The following is a 19,229-nucleotide window of genomic DNA, read 5'->3' as shown; positions in this document are numbered from 1 at the left end:
CGTCCGGGAAGTTCCGGCAACTCACCCGGCGCCCGCAACTGCACGACGGTGCCGCGGTCATCGCCGGTCAGCGCGATCCGCACGGGATGCGGGGGTGCCTCGTAGGACGCGCGCAGCGCATACGCGAACCGGCCGTCCGCCGCGACCTTCACGTCGGTGTAGGCGGCGTCGTCGGCGGTGAGCCGGACGGGCACGTCGGCGCCGAGCGTGAACGCGAAAATCGGTGCGCGGCCGTGATCATCGGCGGTGAGCAGCAGCCCCGACCCGTCCGGCAGCCACGCCAGGGACGTGGGCCAACGGTCCCAGCCGACGGTCGTGTCCACCGTCTCCTTGGTGGCAAGGTCGCACACACGCAAGGTGATCCGCGGCGGGTCCTCGGGAGTGGTGACGGTCTGGTGCAGGTACGCCAGTCGGGCGCCGTCCGGGGAGATCCGCGGCGCGGTGGCCTCGGCGTCCTCGTCGTCGACGATCGAGGTGCGCAGGCCCGTCTCGAGATCGACGCGCACGAGCGTGCTGCGGCGCGACGCGAGCGGGCCGGGCACCGACCACGTGGTGACGGCGAAGCGGCCGTCGGCGGCGATGTCGAGGTCGGCGTTGCGCAACGAGCCGCGGATACCGGGTGTGAGGTCGTCGAGGGTTTTCTCGGTGCCGACCGAGAGCAGGTGGGGGCGGTCCGGGCCGAGGTCGGCGTCCCAGTAACGCACGGGATAACCGGTGTGCAGGACGGCGGAGACCTTGGCGTCCTTGCGGGCGGAACGGATGCGCTCGTCGTCGCCGTCGGAGTGGCCCAGCACGTTCGCGGTCACGACGATGCGATCAGCGCGGGTTGCCGTACGCACCGCGGAGATTCCGCCCGCGCGCTTCGCGATCTGCACCGCTTCTCCCCCGCCGGCGGGCAGCCGCCACAGCGACGCCGGATCGTCGTCGCCGCCGCGCGCGGCGGTGAACAGCAGGTCGCCCGAGGCGGTGAAGACCGGGTTCGATTCGCCCTTCGCACCGTGGGTGAGCCTGCGCGCCGGGTTCTGCCCGTCCGGGTCGAGTTCCCAAAGCGCGCCGACGTAGGCGGTGGACTTCTCGTCGAGGGTGGACAGTGCGATCACCACGCGCGTGCCGTCCGGGGACAACGCGAGGCTTGTGACGCGGGGAAGGGCCAGGTAGTCGTCGAGGTCGTCGAACGCCGTCATGGCGGACACAGTAGTGCCGCGACCGTCCGTTGCCGGGACCCTGCGGGGCGGGTGTGCGGAAAGTGGCGTGGCGGCCGGTTGTAATCTGGTTGCCGATCATCCCCACCTCGAACGGAGAACACTGCTGTGGTCGACCTCGCCTTCGTCATCGCCGGTTCGGAAGCGACCGGTGGCGCCGGCCTGCAGGCGGACCTGAAGACCTTCCAGCAGCTGGGCGTGTACGGCCTGGGCACCACGACGTGCATCGTCTCGTTCGACCCGGAGAACAACTGGGGACACCGGTTCGTGCCGATCGATCCGCAGGTCATCGCCGACCAGATCCAGGCCGCGACCGCCGCGCACAATCTCGACGTCGTGAAGATCGGCATGCTCGGCACGCCCGCGACGATCGACGTGGTCGCCGAGGCGCTGGGCAGGCAGTCCTGGCGGCACGTGGTGCTCGACCCGGTCCTGATCTGCAAAGGCCAGGAACCCGGCGCCGCCCTCGACACCGACAACGCGCTGCGGACCCAGGTGCTCCCCTACGCGACGGTGGTGACGCCGAACCTGTTCGAGGCCCGCACCCTGTCCGGCATGGACAGCATCGAGTCCGTCGACGACCTGATCGAGGCCGCGCGGCGCATCCACGACCTCGGCCCGCAGTACGTCATCGCCAAGGGCGGTGTCGAACTCGACGGCGACGACGCGGTCGACGTGCTGTTCGACGGCACCGACGTCACGCTGCTGACGGCACCGAAGATCGGCAACGAGCGCGTCTCCGGCGCCGGCTGCACCCTGGCCGCGGCGATCACCGCCGAACTCGCGAAGGGCACCGACGTCGCCCAGGCCGTCCAGATCGCGAAGGACCTCGTCACCCGCGGCATCAAGGGCCGGGTGTCGGCGAACACCCCGTTCGACACCGTGTGGCAGGGCGCGTAGCCCCCATCCCGGAACTTTCCTGATCGACGCGGAGACATCCGCTCGGCCGCCAGTCATTCTTCACCTCGATCGTCAGGGCGGATGACTGGCAGCCGGGCGGATTTTGTCGTTCAGGCCCTTTACACACCTCACCGTCTCAGAATACGATTCTGCCGTGGCGGAAGACGGTTCTCATTTCCGAGACCGGCAATCTTCCCCTGGCGAGTTGCGCGTCCACGCCCCGTCGCGACGCCGTCGTCGTCTCACCATCTGCTTGTTGAACGTGTTGCAAGGGAAGAGAACTCGTTAGACACGGAGGACAGTCATGAAAGTCGAAGTGGATTCACGACGCTGCCAGGGACACACACTGTGCGCCATGGCCGCCCCGACGCTGTTCGAATTGAGCGATATCGACGGCCACGCGACAGCCGTCGACGCCGACGTTCCCGCTCACCTGGCCGACTCTGCGCGGGAAGCTGTGCGCAGCTGCCCCGAACAGGCGATTTCCGCCCTGTGACCCATTGGGCCACAACACCATCCACCACCGGACGCTAGAGAGGGCAATGCTGTGAGCGCTGAGGAGGCCGTCATCGAGACCGATCACCGAACACCCGTCTTCCAGTTCGACAGGCACGCACCGGACTACCGCGAGAACTTCTCGGAGATCACCCGGGAGATGCACTCCAAGTGCCCCGTGGCCTGGTCCGACACGCATGGTGGCCACTGGGTCGCCGCCGGCGGCGAGGCGGTGTTCGCCCTCGCTCGTTCGGCCTCGATCTCGAACGATCACGACGTCAAGGGGGTTCGCCGCGGATACAAGGGCATCATGATCCCGACCGCCGTCAGGGCATCGGGAGTCCGCGGCGGAATCCTGGAGATGGACGATCCCGAACATCGCGAGTTCCGGGCAGTGCTCAATCCGTATCTGTCCCCCGCAGCCATCCAGAAGTGGATTCCGCTCATCGACGAGGTGATCCGCGCGTGCCTCGACGAGAAGATCGAAACAGGCAGGATCGATTTCATCGACGACCTCGTCAATATCGTCCCGGCGGTGATCACGCTGGCCATGCTGGGCATCCCGGTCGCCAAATGGAAGGTGTACTGCGAACCGGTCCACGCCGCGATGTACACGCCGCCGGATTCGCCCGACGTCCATCGGGTGGCCGAACTGCATCGCGTCATGGGTTTGGATCTTCTGTCCAGCCTCCACGAGATCCGTGAGAACCCCCGCCCCGGGATGGTGGACGCGATCGCCAGGGCCACGATCGACGGTGAGAAGCCCGACGACCTCGAACTGCTCGGCGTTCTCAGTCTCCTCATCGGTGGCGGCTTCGATACGACGACGGCGCTGACCTCGCATGCGCTCGAATGGCTCTCCCAGAATCCCGACAAGCGCGAAACGCTCAGCGCCGAACGGGACACCCTCCTCGATTCGGCCACCGAGGAGTTCCTGCGCTTCTTCTGCCCGTCGGCCGGGGACGGACGCACGTTCTCCGCAGACGTCGAGCTCGACGGTGTGCAGTTCAAGGAGGGCGAACGTGTCTGGCTTTCCTGGGCGATGGCGAACCGGGATCCGGCACTGTTCACGGACCCCGAGGAAATCGACCTGGAGCGTAAGGGCAACCGGCACTTCAGTTTCGGACTCGGCGTCCATCGCTGCATCGGGTCCAACCTGGCGCGCACGATGTTCAAGCGGATGCTGATCGCGGTGCTCGACCGCACGCCGGACTTCGAGTGCGACCCCGAAGGCACGATCCACTACGACTCCATCGGTGTCATCCAGGGCATGCGCCGGCTTCCGGCCAACTTCACACCCGGCCCCCGGCTCGGCGCCGGGCTCGACGAGACCCTCGCCGCGATCCAGAAGGCAGTCGACGAACAGGGAATCGCTGCGCCGGTGACCCCACGGAGATGAGCCACCGACGCCGACCGGATCGCGTCCGGCTCTCCGGAGTGATCGGGTGACGAAAGGACTTCGATGAACATCGACGACATGGTGATGATCAGCATCGACGACCACGTGGTCGAACCCGCTGACATCTTCGAGAAGCACTTCCCCAAGCGCCTGATGGACCAGGCGCCCAAACTCACCGCCAACCCGCGCAACCCCAACGTGCAGGCATGGCAGTTCCAGGGCACGATCGTCGGCAGTTCCGGCCTCAACGCCGTGGTCTCGTGGCCCAAACACGAATGGGGCATGGATCCCACCGGCTACGCCGAGATGCGACCCGCCGTCTACGACATGGATCTGCGGGTGCGCGACATGGACGCCAACGGCACCCTCGCCGCGACCCTGTTCGCGACCTTCCCCGGCTTCGCCGGCACCCACCTCGCGAGCCTGCCCGACAAGAAGCTGTCCCTCGCCGCGTGCAGGGCGTTCAACGACTGGGTCGTCGGGGAGGTCCCCGACACCCATCCCGGACGGTTCATCCCGATCGGCATCATCCCGTTCTTCGACGTGAACGAGTCGGTCGCCGAAATTCACCGTATCGCCGCGATGGGATGCCGCTCGATCAGCATCCCCGAAACCCCCTACGGCGTCGGCGAGGGATTCCCCGACTTCAAGTCCGGGTACTGGGATCCGATCTTCCAGGCGTGCGTCGAGCACGGCATCGTCCTCAGCCTGCACATCGGCGGCGGCATCAACCTGGTCAAACGATCCCGCAGCTTCGACATCGACGACATGTTGATGCTGACTCCGCTGATCTCGACCATCGCGGCCACCGACATCATGCTCAGCGGAGCATTCCGGAAGTTCCCGGATCTCAGGGTGGCCATGAGCGAAGGCGGCGTCGGGTGGGTCGCGCCCTGGCTCGACCGGCTCGAACGCCACATCGTCAACCAGTCCTGGACGGGAGTGAGCTTCCTGCCCGACGGCATGTCCCCCACCGACGTCTGGCGGAACAACTTCCTGGCCTGCTACATCACCGAGCCGAGCGGCCTGAACAACCGTCACCGTCTGGGAATCGACACCATCGCATGGGAATGCGACTACCCCCATTCCGACTCGACCTGGCCGAGATCGCCGGAAATCCTGAAGGCCGAGCTCGACGCCGCCCGGTGCACCGACGACGAGATCGACAAGATCACCTTCGCCAATGCTGCGCGCTTCTTCGGCTGGGATCCGTTCGAGCACATCACGCGTGAGCAGGCCATCGTCGGTGCACTGCGCGCACGGGCCACCGATGTGGACATCAGCGAGACGTCCAAGGAGGAATACCGCCGGCGTTACGAGCTCGCGCACCCGTGAGCCCTCCAGGTCTCGACCTCCGATCCGTTTCGACCCAGAAGGAACATCCATGACAGACACTCCACAGCTGGCCGGCAAGGTCGCGATCGTCACCGGCGCGGGAGGCGGGATCGGCCGGGCCTACTCTCGGGGCCTCGCCGAAGCCGGAGCAGCGGTGGTCCTGGCGGACGTCAACTTCGCTTCCGCCACCGCAGCCGCCGAGGAACTGACAGCCGCGGGTCATCGCGCGCTCGCGGTCCGTGTCGACGTCGGCGACGAAGCGAGCACGACCGAGATGGCAGCGACCGCGGCGGAACACTTCGGGTCCGTCGACATCCTGGTGAACAACGCGGGTCTGATGGCCGAAGTCGTCGGCGAGGGGACGCTCACGACGATGGAGCTCGACCTCTGGAACCGTACGCTCGCCGTCAACCTGACCGGCCCGCTGCTGTGTACCCGCGCCGTGGTGCCGTACATGAAGGAACGCGGCTACGGCAAGATCGTGAACCAGTCCTCGAGCGGCGCTTTCATGGCTGCACAGGCTTACGGCATCACCAAGCTCGGGCTGGTGAGCATGACGGTGTCGCTGGCCCGCGAGCTGGCGCCGTTCGGAATTCGCGTGAACGCCATCGCCCCCGGAATGGTCAACACCGAGGCGGGTTCGATCGCGTCACCGCCGGAGCTCAAGGAAATGGTCAAGCACGCCATCCCGTTCCCCTTCGGCGAACCGGAGGAGCTCGTCCCCGGTCTGCTGTATCTCGTGTCGTCGGGAAGCGACTGGGTGACCGGCCACACCCTCAACATCGACGGCGGCTGGGTCGTCCGCGTCTGAATCCGTTGTTCGACATAATTTCTCACAGACAGGAACACGAATGAAGCACTACCTGCTCGTCGAGTCGTACCCCTCCCATCCCGAGCGGCTGGAGGAGTTCAACAAGTGGTACGACGAGGTCCACATCCCCGAGGTGGTCGCGCTCGACGGTTTCGTGGGCGCCACGCGCCTGAGCCCGGCCGATGCCGACGGTGGCCCGTCGGTCACGCTGTACGAACTCGAGGGCGATCCCCTGGTGGCCAAGGCCAACGTTCATGCCGCGGCGGCGGCGAAGCAGCTGAACATGTCGGACTCGTTGAGCTACGGCCCCATCCCGAAGATGCGGATCATGGAGGTGAAGTCGGAGTACTCCAAGTCCTCGAGATAGCCGTGCCCGTGCGTGGTTTCGGTAGCCACCGCTACCGAAACCACGCACGAGGGTCAGGGTCGCACACCGCCGAATTCGCACAGCCACTTCAGGCCCGGCTCGCGGGTGCGGGTGATGCCCTTGTAGTCCGCCATGTCCTCGGGCAGTTCGCCGAGAACACGGTAGAGGCGGTCGGCCCATTCGGGCACCCGGGCGATGTCCTCGAACGGCAGCAGGTACGTGCGGATGAGGAACATGATCGCGCCGGACGTACCGAGGCGCACGAGGTGCTGGACCTCGACGCGCAGGTGCAACCGCCGCCCCACGTCTTCGAGAGGTCCCTCGGCGAGCAGTCGCCGGTCCCGGCCCCACTCGGGATAGGTCTCGGTGGACTGGTCGAGCCGGCGGTCGACGCTGAGCGACCAGTTGGTGCGCCGGTAGCACTGACCCGGCTGCAGCCCCATGAGGAACTGCTGCGCGCGCGGGATCACCCCTTCGGCGTGGACGCGCGGCACCGGCCCGTGAATCTGGAGAAAACTCATGCCGACGTCGAAGCGCAGCGACCAGTCGGCCGCGAAGGTCACCAGGCCCGCGTCACCCCACAGCGCTCCCTCGCGCTGGTCGAGCAACACGACGTCCTCCTGGATCTGCCTGCCGATGAAGCGCAGCGGAGATTCGGGAAGCGTGGACCGCTCGCCGAAGACGAAGGCCTGTTCGACGTCGAGCGCCCGGTTGCTCCAGCGCAGGATCGCGCCGTCGCGGTCGAGCGCGAACGTGCGCGGATCGGCTTCGGCGAGCATCCGCATCAGCGTGATCATCGCGTCCCATTGCGCGATCTCCATGTGCGGCAAGGATTGGAAGCGGGTGGGATCGACGGCGAGGATCCGCTCCCGCTCGGCGAGGTCGTCGAGATAGCAGCCGTCGACGTCGACGGGATGCCGGCCCCATCCGCCCGCGACCGTGTCCACGGCGCTTCCGGCAGGTTCTACGTTGGTGCTGTACCGGTAGGTGTCACGGGAGAACGGGAACGGGAAACGCGCGATCCGATCCGGAAGATCGGTGCCGCTGTCGCGGGTCGCGAAATCTGTTGTCGCACTCACAGATCCAACTCCAATCTCTGTCCGCTCGCGCGGGAGACACACGGCATCAGGCAGTCCCCCGCCTCCTTCTCCGCCTCACCGAGATACAGATCGCGATGGTCGACCCCACCACCGGTCACGGGCAGACGGCATTCCCCGCACACGCCCTGCCGGCAGAGGTTGGGTACCGCGATCCCTTCGGATTCGAGTGCTTCGAGCAGGCTCACGCCGGAATCGACCGCGACGTCGAGGCCGCTGCGGCGCAGATGCGCGGTGAACGGTGCGCCCGGGTCCAGCGCGCCGACACCGAAATGCTCGTAATGTACGCGCGCGCCGGGCCATCCGGCGGCCCGGGCACGCGTTGCGAGGTCGTCGACGAGACCGGACGGGCCGCAGACGTACATGTGTGTCCCGATCGGCTGATCCAGCAATACGGGGTCGACGGATTCGCGGAAACGGTCCCCCGAGTCGTAGGTCCGCAGTCGGCCCCCGCAAAGTTTCAGGAGCTCTTCGAGGTGCGGGCCGTCCCCGTCGCGGAAGACGTAGTGCACCTCGAACGAGCGTGCCCACTGCACGGCGGCGCGGACATGGGACAGGATCGGGGTGACTCCGATGCCACCCGCGACGAGCACGTGGTGCCGGGCCGTGAGGACCGGAGCGAAAGCGCTGCGCGGGGTGGAGATCGAGACAGGATCGCCGACCCGCAGGTCGTGGATCCACCGCGACCCGCCACGTCCGGACTCCTCGAGCCGCACCGAGATCGCGTAGTGGTCGGGTTCGAACGAGGGACCGGTCAGCGAGTAGGAATTGCGCCGCACTCGCCCGTCCGGTCCCGTGCCGCACGCGACGACGATGTGACTGCCGGGAGTGAAGGACGGCAACGACCGACCTGCCGGGTCGGCCAGGCGAACGTGCCGGACGGTGGGAGACAGTTCGATCGTGTCGGTGACCGACAGATACAGACCCGGCTCGGCGCGCGCAGACCCTGCCGAGGCTTCCGACATCAGTGTCATCAGAGTTCCTCCGCGTCGATCATGTAGCCGAGATAGGCGCCGTGCAGACGCGAAACATGTTGGTAGACGATCAGTTCCGTTACACAGGTCGGGCACGTCGTGCACTGTCCGATCCCGACGTCCGCGAGATGCGTGGCGTGACAGTGCGCGCAGTAGACGCTGCGCGTCGTCACGTCGATCGGAACGGGGAGGATCTCGGCGTCGAGAAGCCCTCCGGCCACGGCCGCCGCTCGCGCCGACAGCACTGCAGCTTCCGGCCCGACGAGAACGAGTCGCCATCCCACCCGGGCGGCACTCAGTTGACGTTCCAAGACCTCCGCCGCGGTGTCACCCCACACGGCCGGCAGTCGCAACCAGCCGACTCGACGGCCGCCGAAGGACGACACGAGGCTCCGCGCTTGCGTGAGTGCGGCATCACCGAACGACAGCACGGTCACCGAGCGTCCACCCTCGGCGATGCGCCGCTCTTCCTCCCACCGCGGCACGCTGGTGGTATCCATACAGACGCTCATCGCATCACCTACGGTGCGAAGGACCGGTGGCCGACGTAGAACGCGAGCGCACCCTCGGGGGTGGTGAAGCGAATGCGAGATCCCTTGGGAAAGAAGATCGCATCGCGAGCCCGCGCGATCTCGACCTGACCGGTGTCGAGGTTTTCGAGGCGGAACTCGCCGTCGAGGACCACCTTCATCTCGTCGTACTCGTAGGTGTAGTCGAGCGGAGCCTCGGTGGGCTCGAGTGCGAAGTACCCCGCCGCCATCTCCGATCCGTCGGGGTTCGGATAGACGTCGTCGATATACCCCTTCGTTCCCGGGAATTCGTCGAGCGACATCTGCGGGAGCGTCTTCCAGAATCCGGAGGTCACCCGGAAAACGGGTGCGGTGGTCGTGGTCTCGGACATGGGAACTCCTCGGAAAGGAATGCGCGAACGCGCTGTACGGCCAAACGTCGATCGCTGACGTGAAACACACGATAATGGGAAGAAACACCGCGATGGGTTGCCGCTCGGTTAACGCGTGTAACCGATTCCTCTCGGGAGCACGACGTTCGGGCCGCGGGCTTTGAATCCCGCGGCCCGAACGAAGAGTTCGTCAGTTGCCGGATCCGAAGAAGGCGCCGTACCAGATGCGCGTGACGATCTGCGCTCCCTGCTCGACCGGCATCGGAGACCGTTGGAGAGCCTCCTGGGCGTACCAGACGTAGGCGGACTGTTCCACCATGCACGCGACCGCTTCGACCACACCCCGCAGGTCGAGCCCGTCGAGCGAATCCATGCGACACTTCACCTTGAGCACGGTGGCGAACCGGTCGATGTGCCGATTGCGCATCGACCACCAGATCTCACGGAAACGCGGGTCGACGCTGGCGGCCTCGACGAGGGTCCGCATGATGTCGCGGTTCTCGTAGTAGTGCGACAGGTAACCGGTGTTCGCCTCGAGCAGCGCCTTGTAGGGGTCGTCCTCGATCCGGTGCTCGGTTGCGCCACTGGCACGGAACAGGTCGTCGTGCGTGTCGGCGATCAGCGTCGCGAACAAGTCCTCCTTGTCGCTGAAGTACCTGTACAGCCCCCCGAGCGACATCCCGGCTTCCGTCGCCACACCACTCATCGTGGCGCCGACATAGCCGTCGCGGGCGAAGACCGCGCGCGCCGCTTCCAGCAGTTTGGTTCGGGTGCGACGCCCCTTGGTGGTGTTCGGCAGGTGCGACATGTCCCTCCTTTCGTTGCGGGCATCGTAGCCGGTTAACACGACCGTCAGCAGTGTTAACAAAAAAGCGACGTCACTCTCTTGACGTGAGTCACATTACTCCCCCAGAATCACCTCATCGACATCGCGCCGATCTCGGCGCCCCCTTTTCTTCATCCGCTTTCACCGAAACGGAGTCCCCCGTGAATTCCCGCGCAACCACACTCGCCACCGTCGTGCCGGGCTACACCGCCGGCACCCGGACTCCTCTCGAACTCTTCCTCGACCACCTCGGACGCGATCCCCACGCTCTCGCCGTTTGCGACGACCGAGGACACGCACTGTCCCGCGCCGAACTGTGGGAGCAGGCCGGCGAAGTCGAAGAGGAACTTGCCGTCCATGGTCTGGGCGAAGGCGACCTCGCCATCGTCTGCATGCCCAACTGGACCGAGTGGATGACGTCCTACCTGGGTGTTGCGCGACGCGGGATGGTCGCCGGCACCCTGCCGGTGACCACGGATCCTCGATCCATCGCCTACACCGCTGATCTCGTGGGCGCGAAGGTCGTCGTCCTTCCCCTCGAACATCGCGGCCGCGACTTCGTCGCCGAATCCGAGGTCCTGGCAGAAGAACTCGGACGCGAGGTGAAGATCCTCCTCGTCGACCGTGACGGAACCCGCACCTGGCGCACCTTCGGCGGCGCACCGGCGACGATCCCGGCCTATCCGGACGACTTGGTCCACGTACTGTTCTCGTCGAGCACCACCGGCAAGTCGAAGGCGATCGCGCATTCCGAGGCGAGCCTGAGCGCCTACAACCGGATGGTCATCGACCGCTACGAGGTCTCCGGTGAGCGGCCGATCTTCATGCCCTCCCCGCTCGGTCACAGCACGGGCTTCTGGCACGGCGCCCGGATGTCGCTGATGACGGGTGCCTCCCTGGTCCTGCAGGACGCCTGGAATCCCCGCCGGGCGCTCGAGCTCGTCGAGAAGTACGGCTGCGAGATCACCGTGGCCGCAACTCCTTTCCTCAAGGACATCGTCGACACCGCATGGGATTCCGCCGCTCCCAAGCTGGCCGGGATGCGGATCTTCCTGTGCGGCGGCGCCCCCGTCGCCCCGAGCCTCATCGAGCTGGCGCAGGAACAGATGCCCGACACCCGTATCGCAGCGATCTGGGCGATGAGCGAGGGCGGTGCGACCTCGAGCCTGCCGGACGACTCCACCGAGCTCGTCGCGCACACCTGCGGCAAGGTGATGCCCGGCGTGACCCTCGAGACGATCCGCGAGGACGGCACGCTCGCACCGCGCGGGACCGACGGTGAGATCGTCATGCGCACCCCGTCGCTCTTCCTCGGCTACATCGGTCAGGAACAGCTCTACCGCGAGTCGTTCACGGCCGACGGCTGGTTCCGCACCGGCGACACCGGAATCGTGGACGACAACGGCCACCTGCGCCTGACCGGACGTCTCAAGGACCTCATCATCCGCGGCGGCGTCAACATCTCCCCCGTCGAGATCGAGAACGCCGTCTCCGGACACCCACAGATCGCGCGCGTGGCCGTCGTCGGCAGCCCCGACGAACGACTCGGCGAACGCATCTGCGCGGTGATCCAGCCGCTCGGCACCGCCCCGACCTTCGACGAACTCGTCGGATGGCTCGCGGAACGCGACGTGCCCCGCCGGCTGTGGCCGGAGTCGATCCGCATTCTGCCCGCCATGCCGGAGACCCCCGCCGGGAAGATCCGCAAGAACGTTCTCAGAGAACTGATCTCGTCAGGAGAAGATATGACCAGCAGCACCGTCGACCTCACGACGCAGACCGTCACGCTCCGCGACATCGACGTGACCTACACCCGCGCCGGTGAGGGCCCCGCGGTCGTGCTGATCCACGGACTCGCCGAGGACCACCGCAGCTGGCGCGCCGTCCAGGAAGCCGGACTGCCCGTGACCACCTACGCTTACGACCTCCGTGGACACGGACGCACCACCGTCGGCTCGCCCGCGGGCACGCTCGCCCAGCTGCGCGACGATCTGATCGCCTTCCTCGAGGAGGTCACCGGTCCCGCGATCTGCGTCGGCTTCTCTCTCGGCGGCACCGTCGTCCTCTCCGCCGCGGCCGAGCGTCCCGGCCTCGTGACGAAGGTCGTCGCACTGGGCACCTCGAGCGTCGTCGGGCGCGGAGCGGCAGGCTTCTACGCCGGCCGCATCGAACTCTTCCGCGGCACCGACGCCGAGGAGCAGCGCGCCGCCCTCCGCGCCGATACCGCTGCTGCCCTGCACAACCCGGACTCCGACCTCGACGCCGTCACGGAATTCCGGCTCGAAGCCGTCGGCGAGGCGCAGGGTTACATCAACGCCTCCACCGCGATGGCCGCACTGGTCGAGTCGCCGCTCACCCCCGAGCTGGCCCGGATCGGGAGCGAGACCGAGGTCGCGATCGTCGGTGCCGACCACGACACCTTCTGCCCGAAGAAGGCCGCGGACATCATCCTCGGTGCGATCGAGCACGCCACCTACTCCGAGATCACCGGCGCCGGGCACCTGATGCTCGTCGACCAGCCCGAGCAGTCGATCGAGACGCTTCGCCGACTTCTCCCCTGAGAAGCCCTACCGATCAATCACTTCCAGAACACCGCCCTTCCGAAAGGCTCCATGATGCAAGAACGTCCCACCGCCCTCGTCACCGCCGCCGCGGGCGCAGGAATCGGCGCCGCGATCGCCACCCGCCTCGCCGCCGACGGTTTCGATGTCGTCATCACCGATGTCCACGAGCGCCGCAGCCAGGAACTCGCCGCGAAGCTGGCCGCCGAGCACGGACGCGCGTTCGACAGCTACGTCCTCGACGTCACCGACGAGGCCCGGGTCGAGGCCGTCGTGTCCGAGATCGCCTCGAAGAAGGGCCGACTCGACGTTCTCGTCAACAACGCCGGCTGGAGCAAGATCGAGCCCGTCGCCGAGATGTCCTCGGAGACCTGGAAGCGCTGCCTCGACGTCGACCTCAACGGCACCTTCTACACCATGCGCTACGCGCTTCCGGTGATGCAGAAGAACAACTCCGGTGCGATCGTCAACATCAGCTCGATCGCCGCCTACGAGACCAGCACCGAGCACGGCGCCGCCTACTCCGCCGCCAAGGCCGGTGTCCTCGCCCTCACCCGCGTCGCCGCCGCCGAGAACGGCAAGCACGGCATCCGGGTCAACGCCATCACCCCGGGCCTGATCTACAACGACTTCCTCCGCAAGATCTACCCGGACGAGTTCTTCTCCGGCTACGCCGAGAACCGCTCCCTCGTCGGCCGTGTCGGCCGTCCCGAGGACGTCGCCGGGCTGGTCTCGTTCCTGGTCGGACCCGACGCCGGTTACGTCACCGGCGAGGTCTACGGCATCAGCGGTGGGGTGCATCCGCATGGCTGAGAACCCGCTGCACCTGCCCATCCGTGAGCTCACCGACGCCTACGCGCGTGGTGACCTGAATCCCATCGACGTCACCGAAGAGGTCCTCGACCGGATCGACCGGTTCGATCCGGAGGTGCGCGCCTACGTGACTGTCACGGCCGATCTGGCTCGTTTCCAGGCCGCCGACGCGGCCGAACGGTACCGCCGCGGGGAGCGCGCCCCGCTCCTCGGGGTCCCGGTGTCCATCAAGGACGCCTTCCATCTCGCGGACACGGAGACCGGCCTCGGATCGCTGACCCAGCGCGGGCGCGTCGCCCGGTCGGATTCCGGTGCCGTCGCCCGCCTGCGTGCAGCGGGTTCCGTGATGCCGGGCAAGACGAGCGTTCCCGAGTTCTGCCAGTCCGCCACCAGCGACAATCTGCTCGGTCCGGAGACCGGCAACCCGTGGGATCCGACGCGGACCCCGGGCGGTTCGAGTGGCGGCGCGGCGGCCTCGGTCGGCGCCGGCCTCGCCACGATCGGACTCGGTTCGGACGGCGGCGGATCCATCCGGATCCCCGCGGCCTTCAGCGGCCTCGTGGGATACAAGCCCACCACCGGTCTGTGTGCGGACGAGCGCGGCTTCCGGGCGATGACGGACTTCGTCACGGCCGGTCCGCTCGCCTGGACGGTGGACGACGCCCGCATCATGACCGAGATCCTCGCCGAGACGAGTTTCGCCCGTGCCTCGGCACCGAACCGGCGGATCGCCTTCTGCCCCCGCCCGGACGGACGTCCCGTCGATCCCGCCGTCGTCCGCACGGTCGAGGCCGCCGCCTCCATCCTGTCGGATCTCGGTCACGAGGTCGTCGAGACCGACATCCCGATCCACGGCTGGAACGAGATCTTCGGGCCCCTCGTGCTCGACGACGAACTCCGCGAGCGGGCGCATCTGCTCGAACGGCCGGAACTGCTCACCCCGTACGAACGCGCGAGCCTGCGCGCCGCGGAGCAGCTGACCAGCGCCGACGTCGCCCTCGCACGCGAGGCACTGGGTGATTTCCGCCGGTGTGTCGACAGCTTCCTGCACGACTTCGACGCGATCCTCACCCCCACGGTGGCGACCGTTGCGTTCCCCCACGAACAGCGGCCGAAGACGATCGACGGCGAGAAGGCGGACTGGCTGTGGGGCGCCTTCCCCTTCACCTCACCGTTCAATGTCGCTGCAACACCGGCGATCTCGCTTCCCGCGGGAACCTCGGAAGGGCTGCCGATCGGTGTCCAGCTGGTCACCGCCCGCGGCCGCGACGCCGAGCTGCTGAACCTCGCGGAGTCCCTGGAGTCGGCACTCGGTTTCGACTACGCTCCGGTGCGCGAGCGCTGGGCGTCCCGGCCGATCCCGGAGCCGGTGTCGTGACCGCCGGGCTCGACCGCCGGCGCCACGGGGGCGTCCTCGAGATCGTCCTCGACCGTCCGGACCGACGCAACGCTCTCTCCCGGGAACTTCTCCGCGAACTCCGCCGGGTCTTCACCGACCTGCCGGACGGAATCCGTGCCGTGGTCCTCACGAGTTCGGGACGGGTGTTCTGTGCGGGCGCGGACTTCGCCGATCTGACAGGCACTTCCGCCGACCTCGACTACGACCGGGATCTCGAGGATGCGTGCGCCTCGATCCGCAACAGCGCGGTTCCCGTCGTCGGCGTCGTCGACGGGGCGTGCGTCGGCGCCGGTGTCGAGCTCGCCACCTCGTGCGACGTCCGGATCGTCGGCCCGCGAGCATGGTTCCGGGTCCCGGCCGTCGAACTCGGGTTGCTGTACAACCCGGCGTCGATCCGCCGGGTCCACGCCACGCTGCCCCGCACGACGGTCACCCGGCTGCTGGTGCTCGCCGAACGATTCGACGCCGACGACGCGGTACGCAGCGGACTGGCCACCCATTCCGCGGACGGGGATCCGCGCGAGCACGCTCTGGCACTCGCGGAGCGGCTCGTCGACCTCCCGGAGGACGCCCTCTCCGCGACACGGGACCTGCTCCGCAGACTCGACGACGGAGACTACGACGACGCCGCATGGCAGGCCACCCGAATCCGCTTGATGGACAGCGCCGCTCGACACGAGGCGGTCGCCGCAGCCTCCGAGCGGCACGGCGCCTCCGCCTCCTGACCCCTCTCCCCCGAAGGAAAGCTCATGAACGCAGTTGCCTCCCTGAAGGGCTACGACCTCGGTAGCCGTGTCGTCTCGTACGACGAATCCGATGCGATCCTCTACGCGCTGTGCGTCGGCGCGCGTCCCGACCAGCTGCCGCTGGTCTACGAGCGGGACCTGCACGTGCTGCCGACCTTCGGTTTGGGCCTGGGCCTGTGGGCGGTCGAGGAGGCCGGTGAGCTCGGCGCCTACGACCGACTGAAGTCGCTCCACGCCGCACAGCAGCTGACGGTCCATGCGCCGTTCCCCCGGTCGGGCAAGCTCGAGATGCGGGCCCGTGTCGCCGACGTCTGGGACAAGGGATCCGCGGCGACCGTCGACATCGCCGTCGAGTGCGAGCAGTTCACCGCGACCTACGCGATCCACCTGCCCGGCTCGGGCGGGTGGGGCGGTGAACGCGCACCCTCCGCGCCTCGGATCGATCTCGAATCCGCTCCGTTCCGGCAGGATTCCCACATCGCTGCGAACCTGCCGGCCTTGTACCGCCTCACCGGCGATCTGCATCCCGTCCACATCGACCCGGAGGTCTCGTCGGGCTACGGCTTCGAACGACCCATCCTGCACGGCCTGTGCACGTTGGGCATCGCGGCGCGCACGGTCGCCGAGGCCGCCGGAGCCCAGCCGTGGGAACTCCGGGAGCTCCGTGCCCGCTTCGCGGCGCCGGTTCTGCCCGACGCCACGCTGACCGTCCGGGCACAGGCCGCCGGCAGGAGCGTCGACTTCGACGCACGCATCGGCGACACCGGTGTCCTCTCGGGTGGGCACGCCGAATTCTGACCGCACCACCACGTTCGATCCCCAGTTCTACCGAAGGAAACTCCCCCGCTCCACAGGAAAGTCCCGCCGAAAGGGCACATCCATGACCGCACATGCCGCTCCCAGCTTCGGAACCAAGCAGCAAAAGCGCGCGTTCCTCGCCAGTCTCGTCGGCACCACCGTCGAGTGGTTCGACTTCTTCATCTACGCCACGGCCGCCACGCTCGTCTTCTCGAGGATCTTCTTCCCCAAGCTGGGATCGAACGTCGGCATCCTGGCCTCGTTCGCGACCCTCGGTGTCGCATTCCTCGCCCGCCCGGTCGGCGCGTTCATCTTCGGCCACCTCGGTGACCGCCTGGGCCGCCGCACGACGCTGATCACGACGCTGACCGTGATGGGTGCCGCCACCGGCCTCATCGGCCTGCTGCCCACCTGGAACCAAGTCGGCATCTGGGCTCCTGTCATGCTCACCGCGCTCCGCTTCCTGCAGGGTGTCGCGGTCGGCGGTGAGTGGGGCGGCGCAGTGCTCATGAGCGTCGAGAACGCACCCAAGGCCCGGGAGCGCTTCTACGGATCCGCCCCGCAGATCGCCAGCCCTCTCGCGCTGGTGCTGGCGACCGTCGTCATGTACTTCGTCGCCCGGATGCCCAACGACCAGCTGATGTCCTGGGGGTGGCGGATTCCGTTCCTCGCCGGCTTCGTCCTCGTCATCATCGGCCTGATCATCCGGCTCGGTGTCGAGGAGTCGAGCGAGTTCGCCGAGGTGAAGGAGACGGGCACGGTCACGGACCGCCCCATCCTCACGGTTCTGCGGACGCTGCCGGGACGAGTCCTCGCCGGCATCGGTCTCCAGGCCAGCGTGATCGTGCTGTTCTACCTGATCACCACGTACATGCTCACGATGGCGACGAACGTCCACGGGTTCTCCAAGAGCGACACCCTGATGATCCTGCTGGTCGCCGCGACCATCGACCTGTTCGCCATGATCGGCGTCGGCATCCTGTGCGACCGCCTGTCGGCGTGGACCGTCTTCATCGGCGGCGTGGTGTTCACAGGCCTGTTCGCCTTCCCCCTCTTCCTGCTGTTCAACACGGGAAACATGGGGCTGATGATCGTCGCGTTCTCGGCGGCCCTCGTCCTCGGTCACGCCACCACCTACGCCGTGGTGTCGAGCATGACCGCCGACCTGTTCCCCACCGAGGTCCGGTACAGCGGTGTCGCCCTGTGCAGTGCGTTCTCGGGCGTCGCCTGGGCGGCTCCTACGCCGCTGGTCGCCGCTGCCCTGGTGCCGACGGACGGATCGAAGCACTGGTGGCCGCTCGCCGCGATCCTCGTCGTCACCGCCGTGATCTCCTTCGTGGCAGCGGCTTCCATGCGCCGCCACTTCACCTCCGGGACGGCGGCGAACGATCCCGACGGAGAGTCCCGGGACGTCCGGGTCCGCGTCGGCGAGCCCGCCTGATCGGCACCCTTTCCATTTCGAGCAGGAGATTTCCATGACTGTGATGCTCAGCGAGGAGCAGCGCGAGTTCGGTGCGGCCGTCCGCGAGTTCTGCCGCCGTGAGGTGGGCACCCGCGAACAGCGCGACAAACTCACCGACTGCGGCCGGGAAGGGCACAGCCTCGAGCTGAACCGACGGATCGCCGAACTCGGCTGGGCCGCGATCAACGTCCCCGAAGAGTACGGCGGAGCCGGCGGCAACCACGTCGACCTGTGCGTCCTGCTCGAGGAACTCCACCGCGGCCTGGCCCCGGTCCCGTGGCACGGCACGACCCTCATCACCGCCGGGATCTACACCAAGTTCGCGAGCGAAGAGCTCAAGCGGACGGTGCTGGGCCGGCTCGCCGAGGGTGCGGCGCTGGCGATCGCGATGTCCGAGCCGGAGGCCGGGTCCGACGTCGCAGCACTGTCCTGCCGCGCCGAGCGCACCGCGGACGGCTGGGTGATCAACGGCCAGAAGACGTGGATCACCAACGCGCATCAGGCCGACAGCATCCTGCTGGTCGCCCGCACCGAGCGGGGCGAGAAGAAGCACCACGGGCTCACCATGTTCCACGTGCCGGCCGACACGCCGGGGCTGACGATCAAGGGCATCGACACGCTGGGCGGCACCGAGGTCAACGACCTCTACTTCACCGACTGCGTGCTGCCCGCCGACTCGGTGGTCGGGGAGGTCGGCCAGGGATGGGCCCAGCTCATGCCCGGTCTGGCAACCGAACGGCTGATCCTCGCCGCGCAGATGCTCGGCGTCGCCGAACGCGCCTTCGACGACGCTCTGGCGTTCGTCTCCGAGCGCACCCAGTTCGGCAATCGGGTCGGCTCGTACCAGGCGATCAAGCACCGAATCGCCGATCTCGCCACGGAGATCGAATGCACCCGTCTGCTCGTCTACAGCGTCGCCCACCGCGCCGATGCCGGTGACGATCCGCAGGGCCTGGCCCGCGCGTCGTCCATGGCGAAGCTCAAGGCGACGGAGGTCGCGAAGAACACTGCGCTGGAAGGCATGCAGATGATGGGCGGCTACGGCTACTCCACCGAGTTCGACATGGCGCAGCACGTGCGCGCGGCTCTCGGTGCCACTATCTACGGCGGCACCAACGAGATCCAGCGCGACATCATCGGGAA

At 67.4% G+C, this 19,229-nt stretch carries 19 protein-coding genes; 13 read left to right on the top strand and 6 right to left on the bottom strand.

Going from position 1 to position 19,229, the window contains the following annotated elements; genetic code table 11:
• Positions 1-1,184: WD40 repeat domain-containing protein (locus tag ACN675_RS21645; protein ID WP_420752803.1), on the bottom strand; the 1,184-nt coding region annotated here is incomplete at its 3' end.
• A gap of 126 nt (positions 1,185-1,310) precedes the next feature.
• On the opposite strand from ACN675_RS21645, the gene thiD reads away from it, so the two are divergent.
• The 6 genes from thiD (at position 1,311) to ACN675_RS21615 (ending at position 6,509) form a co-directional block, all read left to right on the top strand.
• Positions 1,311-2,102 (top strand): bifunctional hydroxymethylpyrimidine kinase/phosphomethylpyrimidine kinase, encoded by a 792-nt coding sequence (thiD, locus tag ACN675_RS21640; protein WP_420752802.1) that lies wholly within the window; start codon positions 1,311-1,313, stop codon positions 2,100-2,102.
• Positions 2,103-2,406: 304 nt separating this feature from the next.
• Positions 2,407-2,598, top strand: a complete 192-nt coding sequence (locus ACN675_RS21635; RefSeq protein WP_420752801.1) for a ferredoxin — start codon at positions 2,407-2,409, stop codon at positions 2,596-2,598.
• Between the two features lie 51 nt (positions 2,599-2,649).
• A complete protein-coding gene (locus ACN675_RS21630) occupies positions 2,650-3,996 on the top strand; it encodes a cytochrome P450 (protein WP_420752800.1) in 1,347 nt (448 codons plus the stop codon).
• A 63-nt stretch (positions 3,997-4,059) separates the two neighbouring features.
• On the top strand, positions 4,060-5,331 hold the full coding sequence (locus tag ACN675_RS21625; protein WP_420752799.1) for an amidohydrolase family protein: 1,272 nt from the start codon (positions 4,060-4,062) through the stop codon (positions 5,329-5,331).
• A gap of 49 nt (positions 5,332-5,380) precedes the next feature.
• Positions 5,381-6,142, top strand: coding sequence for an SDR family oxidoreductase (locus ACN675_RS21620; protein ID WP_420752798.1), 762 nt, complete (start codon positions 5,381-5,383; stop codon positions 6,140-6,142).
• Positions 6,143-6,182: 40 nt separating this feature from the next.
• On the top strand, positions 6,183-6,509 hold the full coding sequence (locus ACN675_RS21615; RefSeq protein WP_420752797.1) for a hypothetical protein: 327 nt from the start codon (positions 6,183-6,185) through the stop codon (positions 6,507-6,509).
• A gap of 53 nt (positions 6,510-6,562) precedes the next feature.
• On the opposite strand, the gene ACN675_RS21610 is transcribed toward ACN675_RS21615, so the two are convergent.
• The 5 genes from ACN675_RS21610 to ACN675_RS21590 all read right to left on the bottom strand — a co-directional run bounded on the left by ACN675_RS21610 (position 6,563) and on the right by ACN675_RS21590 (position 10,289).
• Positions 6,563-7,588 carry a heme-dependent oxidative N-demethylase family protein gene (locus tag ACN675_RS21610; protein WP_420752796.1) on the bottom strand — a complete coding sequence of 342 codons (1,026 nt, stop codon included), beginning with the start codon at positions 7,586-7,588 and terminating at the stop codon, positions 6,563-6,565.
• Entirely contained in the window at positions 7,585-8,580 is a 996-nt protein-coding gene (locus tag ACN675_RS21605) for a PDR/VanB family oxidoreductase (RefSeq protein WP_420752795.1), read from the bottom strand. The genes ACN675_RS21610 and ACN675_RS21605 overlap by 4 nt, the downstream gene beginning before the upstream one ends.
• The gene (locus tag ACN675_RS21600; RefSeq protein WP_420752794.1) at positions 8,580-9,080 is read right to left on the bottom strand and encodes a dimethylamine monooxygenase subunit DmmA family protein; all 501 of its coding nucleotides are present in this window, start codon (positions 9,078-9,080) and stop codon (positions 8,580-8,582) included. Before ACN675_RS21600 ends, ACN675_RS21605 begins: the two co-directional genes overlap by 1 nt.
• Positions 9,081-9,100: 20 nt before the next feature.
• Positions 9,101-9,481 carry an ethanolamine utilization protein gene (locus ACN675_RS21595; protein WP_420752793.1) on the bottom strand — a complete coding sequence of 127 codons (381 nt, stop codon included), beginning with the start codon at positions 9,479-9,481 and terminating at the stop codon, positions 9,101-9,103.
• Between the two features lie 190 nt (positions 9,482-9,671).
• Positions 9,672-10,289, bottom strand: a complete 618-nt coding sequence (locus ACN675_RS21590) for a TetR/AcrR family transcriptional regulator (RefSeq protein ID WP_420752792.1) — start codon at positions 10,287-10,289, stop codon at positions 9,672-9,674.
• A 179-nt stretch (positions 10,290-10,468) separates the two neighbouring features.
• Here ACN675_RS21590 and ACN675_RS21585 point away from each other — a divergent pair, with 179 nt between their 5' ends.
• From ACN675_RS21585 to ACN675_RS21555, 7 genes are all read left to right on the top strand, one after another.
• The gene (locus ACN675_RS21585) at positions 10,469-12,868 is read left to right on the top strand and encodes an alpha/beta fold hydrolase (RefSeq protein ID WP_420752791.1); all 2,400 of its coding nucleotides are present in this window, start codon (positions 10,469-10,471) and stop codon (positions 12,866-12,868) included.
• A gap of 51 nt (positions 12,869-12,919) precedes the next feature.
• Complete coding sequence (locus tag ACN675_RS21580; protein ID WP_420752790.1) at positions 12,920-13,681, top strand: SDR family NAD(P)-dependent oxidoreductase; 762 nt, start codon at positions 12,920-12,922, stop codon at positions 13,679-13,681.
• Positions 13,674-15,059, top strand: a complete 1,386-nt coding sequence (locus ACN675_RS21575) for an amidase (protein WP_420752789.1) — start codon at positions 13,674-13,676, stop codon at positions 15,057-15,059. The genes ACN675_RS21580 and ACN675_RS21575 overlap by 8 nt, the downstream gene beginning before the upstream one ends.
• A complete protein-coding gene (locus ACN675_RS21570; RefSeq protein ID WP_420752788.1) occupies positions 15,056-15,805 on the top strand; it encodes an enoyl-CoA hydratase/isomerase family protein in 750 nt (249 codons plus the stop codon). Before ACN675_RS21575 ends, ACN675_RS21570 begins: the two co-directional genes overlap by 4 nt.
• 24 nt (positions 15,806-15,829) lie before the next feature.
• Entirely contained in the window at positions 15,830-16,624 is a 795-nt protein-coding gene (locus ACN675_RS21565) for a MaoC/PaaZ C-terminal domain-containing protein (protein ID WP_420752787.1), read from the top strand.
• 82 nt (positions 16,625-16,706) lie between these two features.
• On the top strand, positions 16,707-18,065 hold the full coding sequence (locus ACN675_RS21560) for an MFS transporter (protein WP_420752786.1): 1,359 nt from the start codon (positions 16,707-16,709) through the stop codon (positions 18,063-18,065).
• Between the two features lie 34 nt (positions 18,066-18,099).
• On the top strand, positions 18,100-19,229 hold a 1,130-nt coding region (locus ACN675_RS21555), incomplete at its 3' end, for an acyl-CoA dehydrogenase family protein (protein ID WP_420752785.1).

It is taken from the genome of Rhodococcus sp. O3 (assembly GCF_048897285.1).
Classification (GTDB): domain Bacteria; phylum Actinomycetota; class Actinomycetes; order Mycobacteriales; family Mycobacteriaceae; genus Rhodococcus.
The sequence above is the reverse complement of the archived record's forward strand: the minus strand, read 5'-3'. Positions and strand labels throughout refer to the sequence as shown.

What these genes read in the sequence shown, in the direction of transcription:
- ACN675_RS21635 (WP_420752801.1), top strand. Translation starts at nt 2,407, where the DNA reads ATGAAAGTCGAAGTGGATTCACGACGCTGCCAGGGACACACACTGTGC.
- ACN675_RS21625 (WP_420752799.1), top strand. Translation starts at nt 4,060, where the DNA reads ATGAACATCGACGACATGGTGATGATCAGCATCGACGACCACGTGGTC.
- ACN675_RS21620 (WP_420752798.1), top strand. Translation starts at nt 5,381, where the DNA reads ATGACAGACACTCCACAGCTGGCCGGCAAGGTCGCGATCGTCACCGGC.
- ACN675_RS21615 (WP_420752797.1), top strand. Translation starts at nt 6,183, where the DNA reads ATGAAGCACTACCTGCTCGTCGAGTCGTACCCCTCCCATCCCGAGCGG.
- ACN675_RS21605 (WP_420752795.1), bottom strand. Translation starts at nt 8,580, where the DNA reads ATGACACTGATGTCGGAAGCCTCGGCAGGGTCTGCGCGCGCCGAGCCG.
- ACN675_RS21600 (WP_420752794.1), bottom strand. Translation starts at nt 9,080, where the DNA reads ATGGATACCACCAGCGTGCCGCGGTGGGAGGAAGAGCGGCGCATCGCC.
- ACN675_RS21595 (WP_420752793.1), bottom strand. Translation starts at nt 9,481, where the DNA reads ATGTCCGAGACCACGACCACCGCACCCGTTTTCCGGGTGACCTCCGGA.
- ACN675_RS21590 (WP_420752792.1), bottom strand. Translation starts at nt 10,289, where the DNA reads ATGTCGCACCTGCCGAACACCACCAAGGGGCGTCGCACCCGAACCAAA.
- ACN675_RS21580 (WP_420752790.1), top strand. Translation starts at nt 12,920, where the DNA reads ATGATGCAAGAACGTCCCACCGCCCTCGTCACCGCCGCCGCGGGCGCA.
- ACN675_RS21575 (WP_420752789.1), top strand. Translation starts at nt 13,674, where the DNA reads ATGGCTGAGAACCCGCTGCACCTGCCCATCCGTGAGCTCACCGACGCC.
- ACN675_RS21565 (WP_420752787.1), top strand. Translation starts at nt 15,830, where the DNA reads ATGAACGCAGTTGCCTCCCTGAAGGGCTACGACCTCGGTAGCCGTGTC.
- ACN675_RS21560 (WP_420752786.1), top strand. Translation starts at nt 16,707, where the DNA reads ATGACCGCACATGCCGCTCCCAGCTTCGGAACCAAGCAGCAAAAGCGC.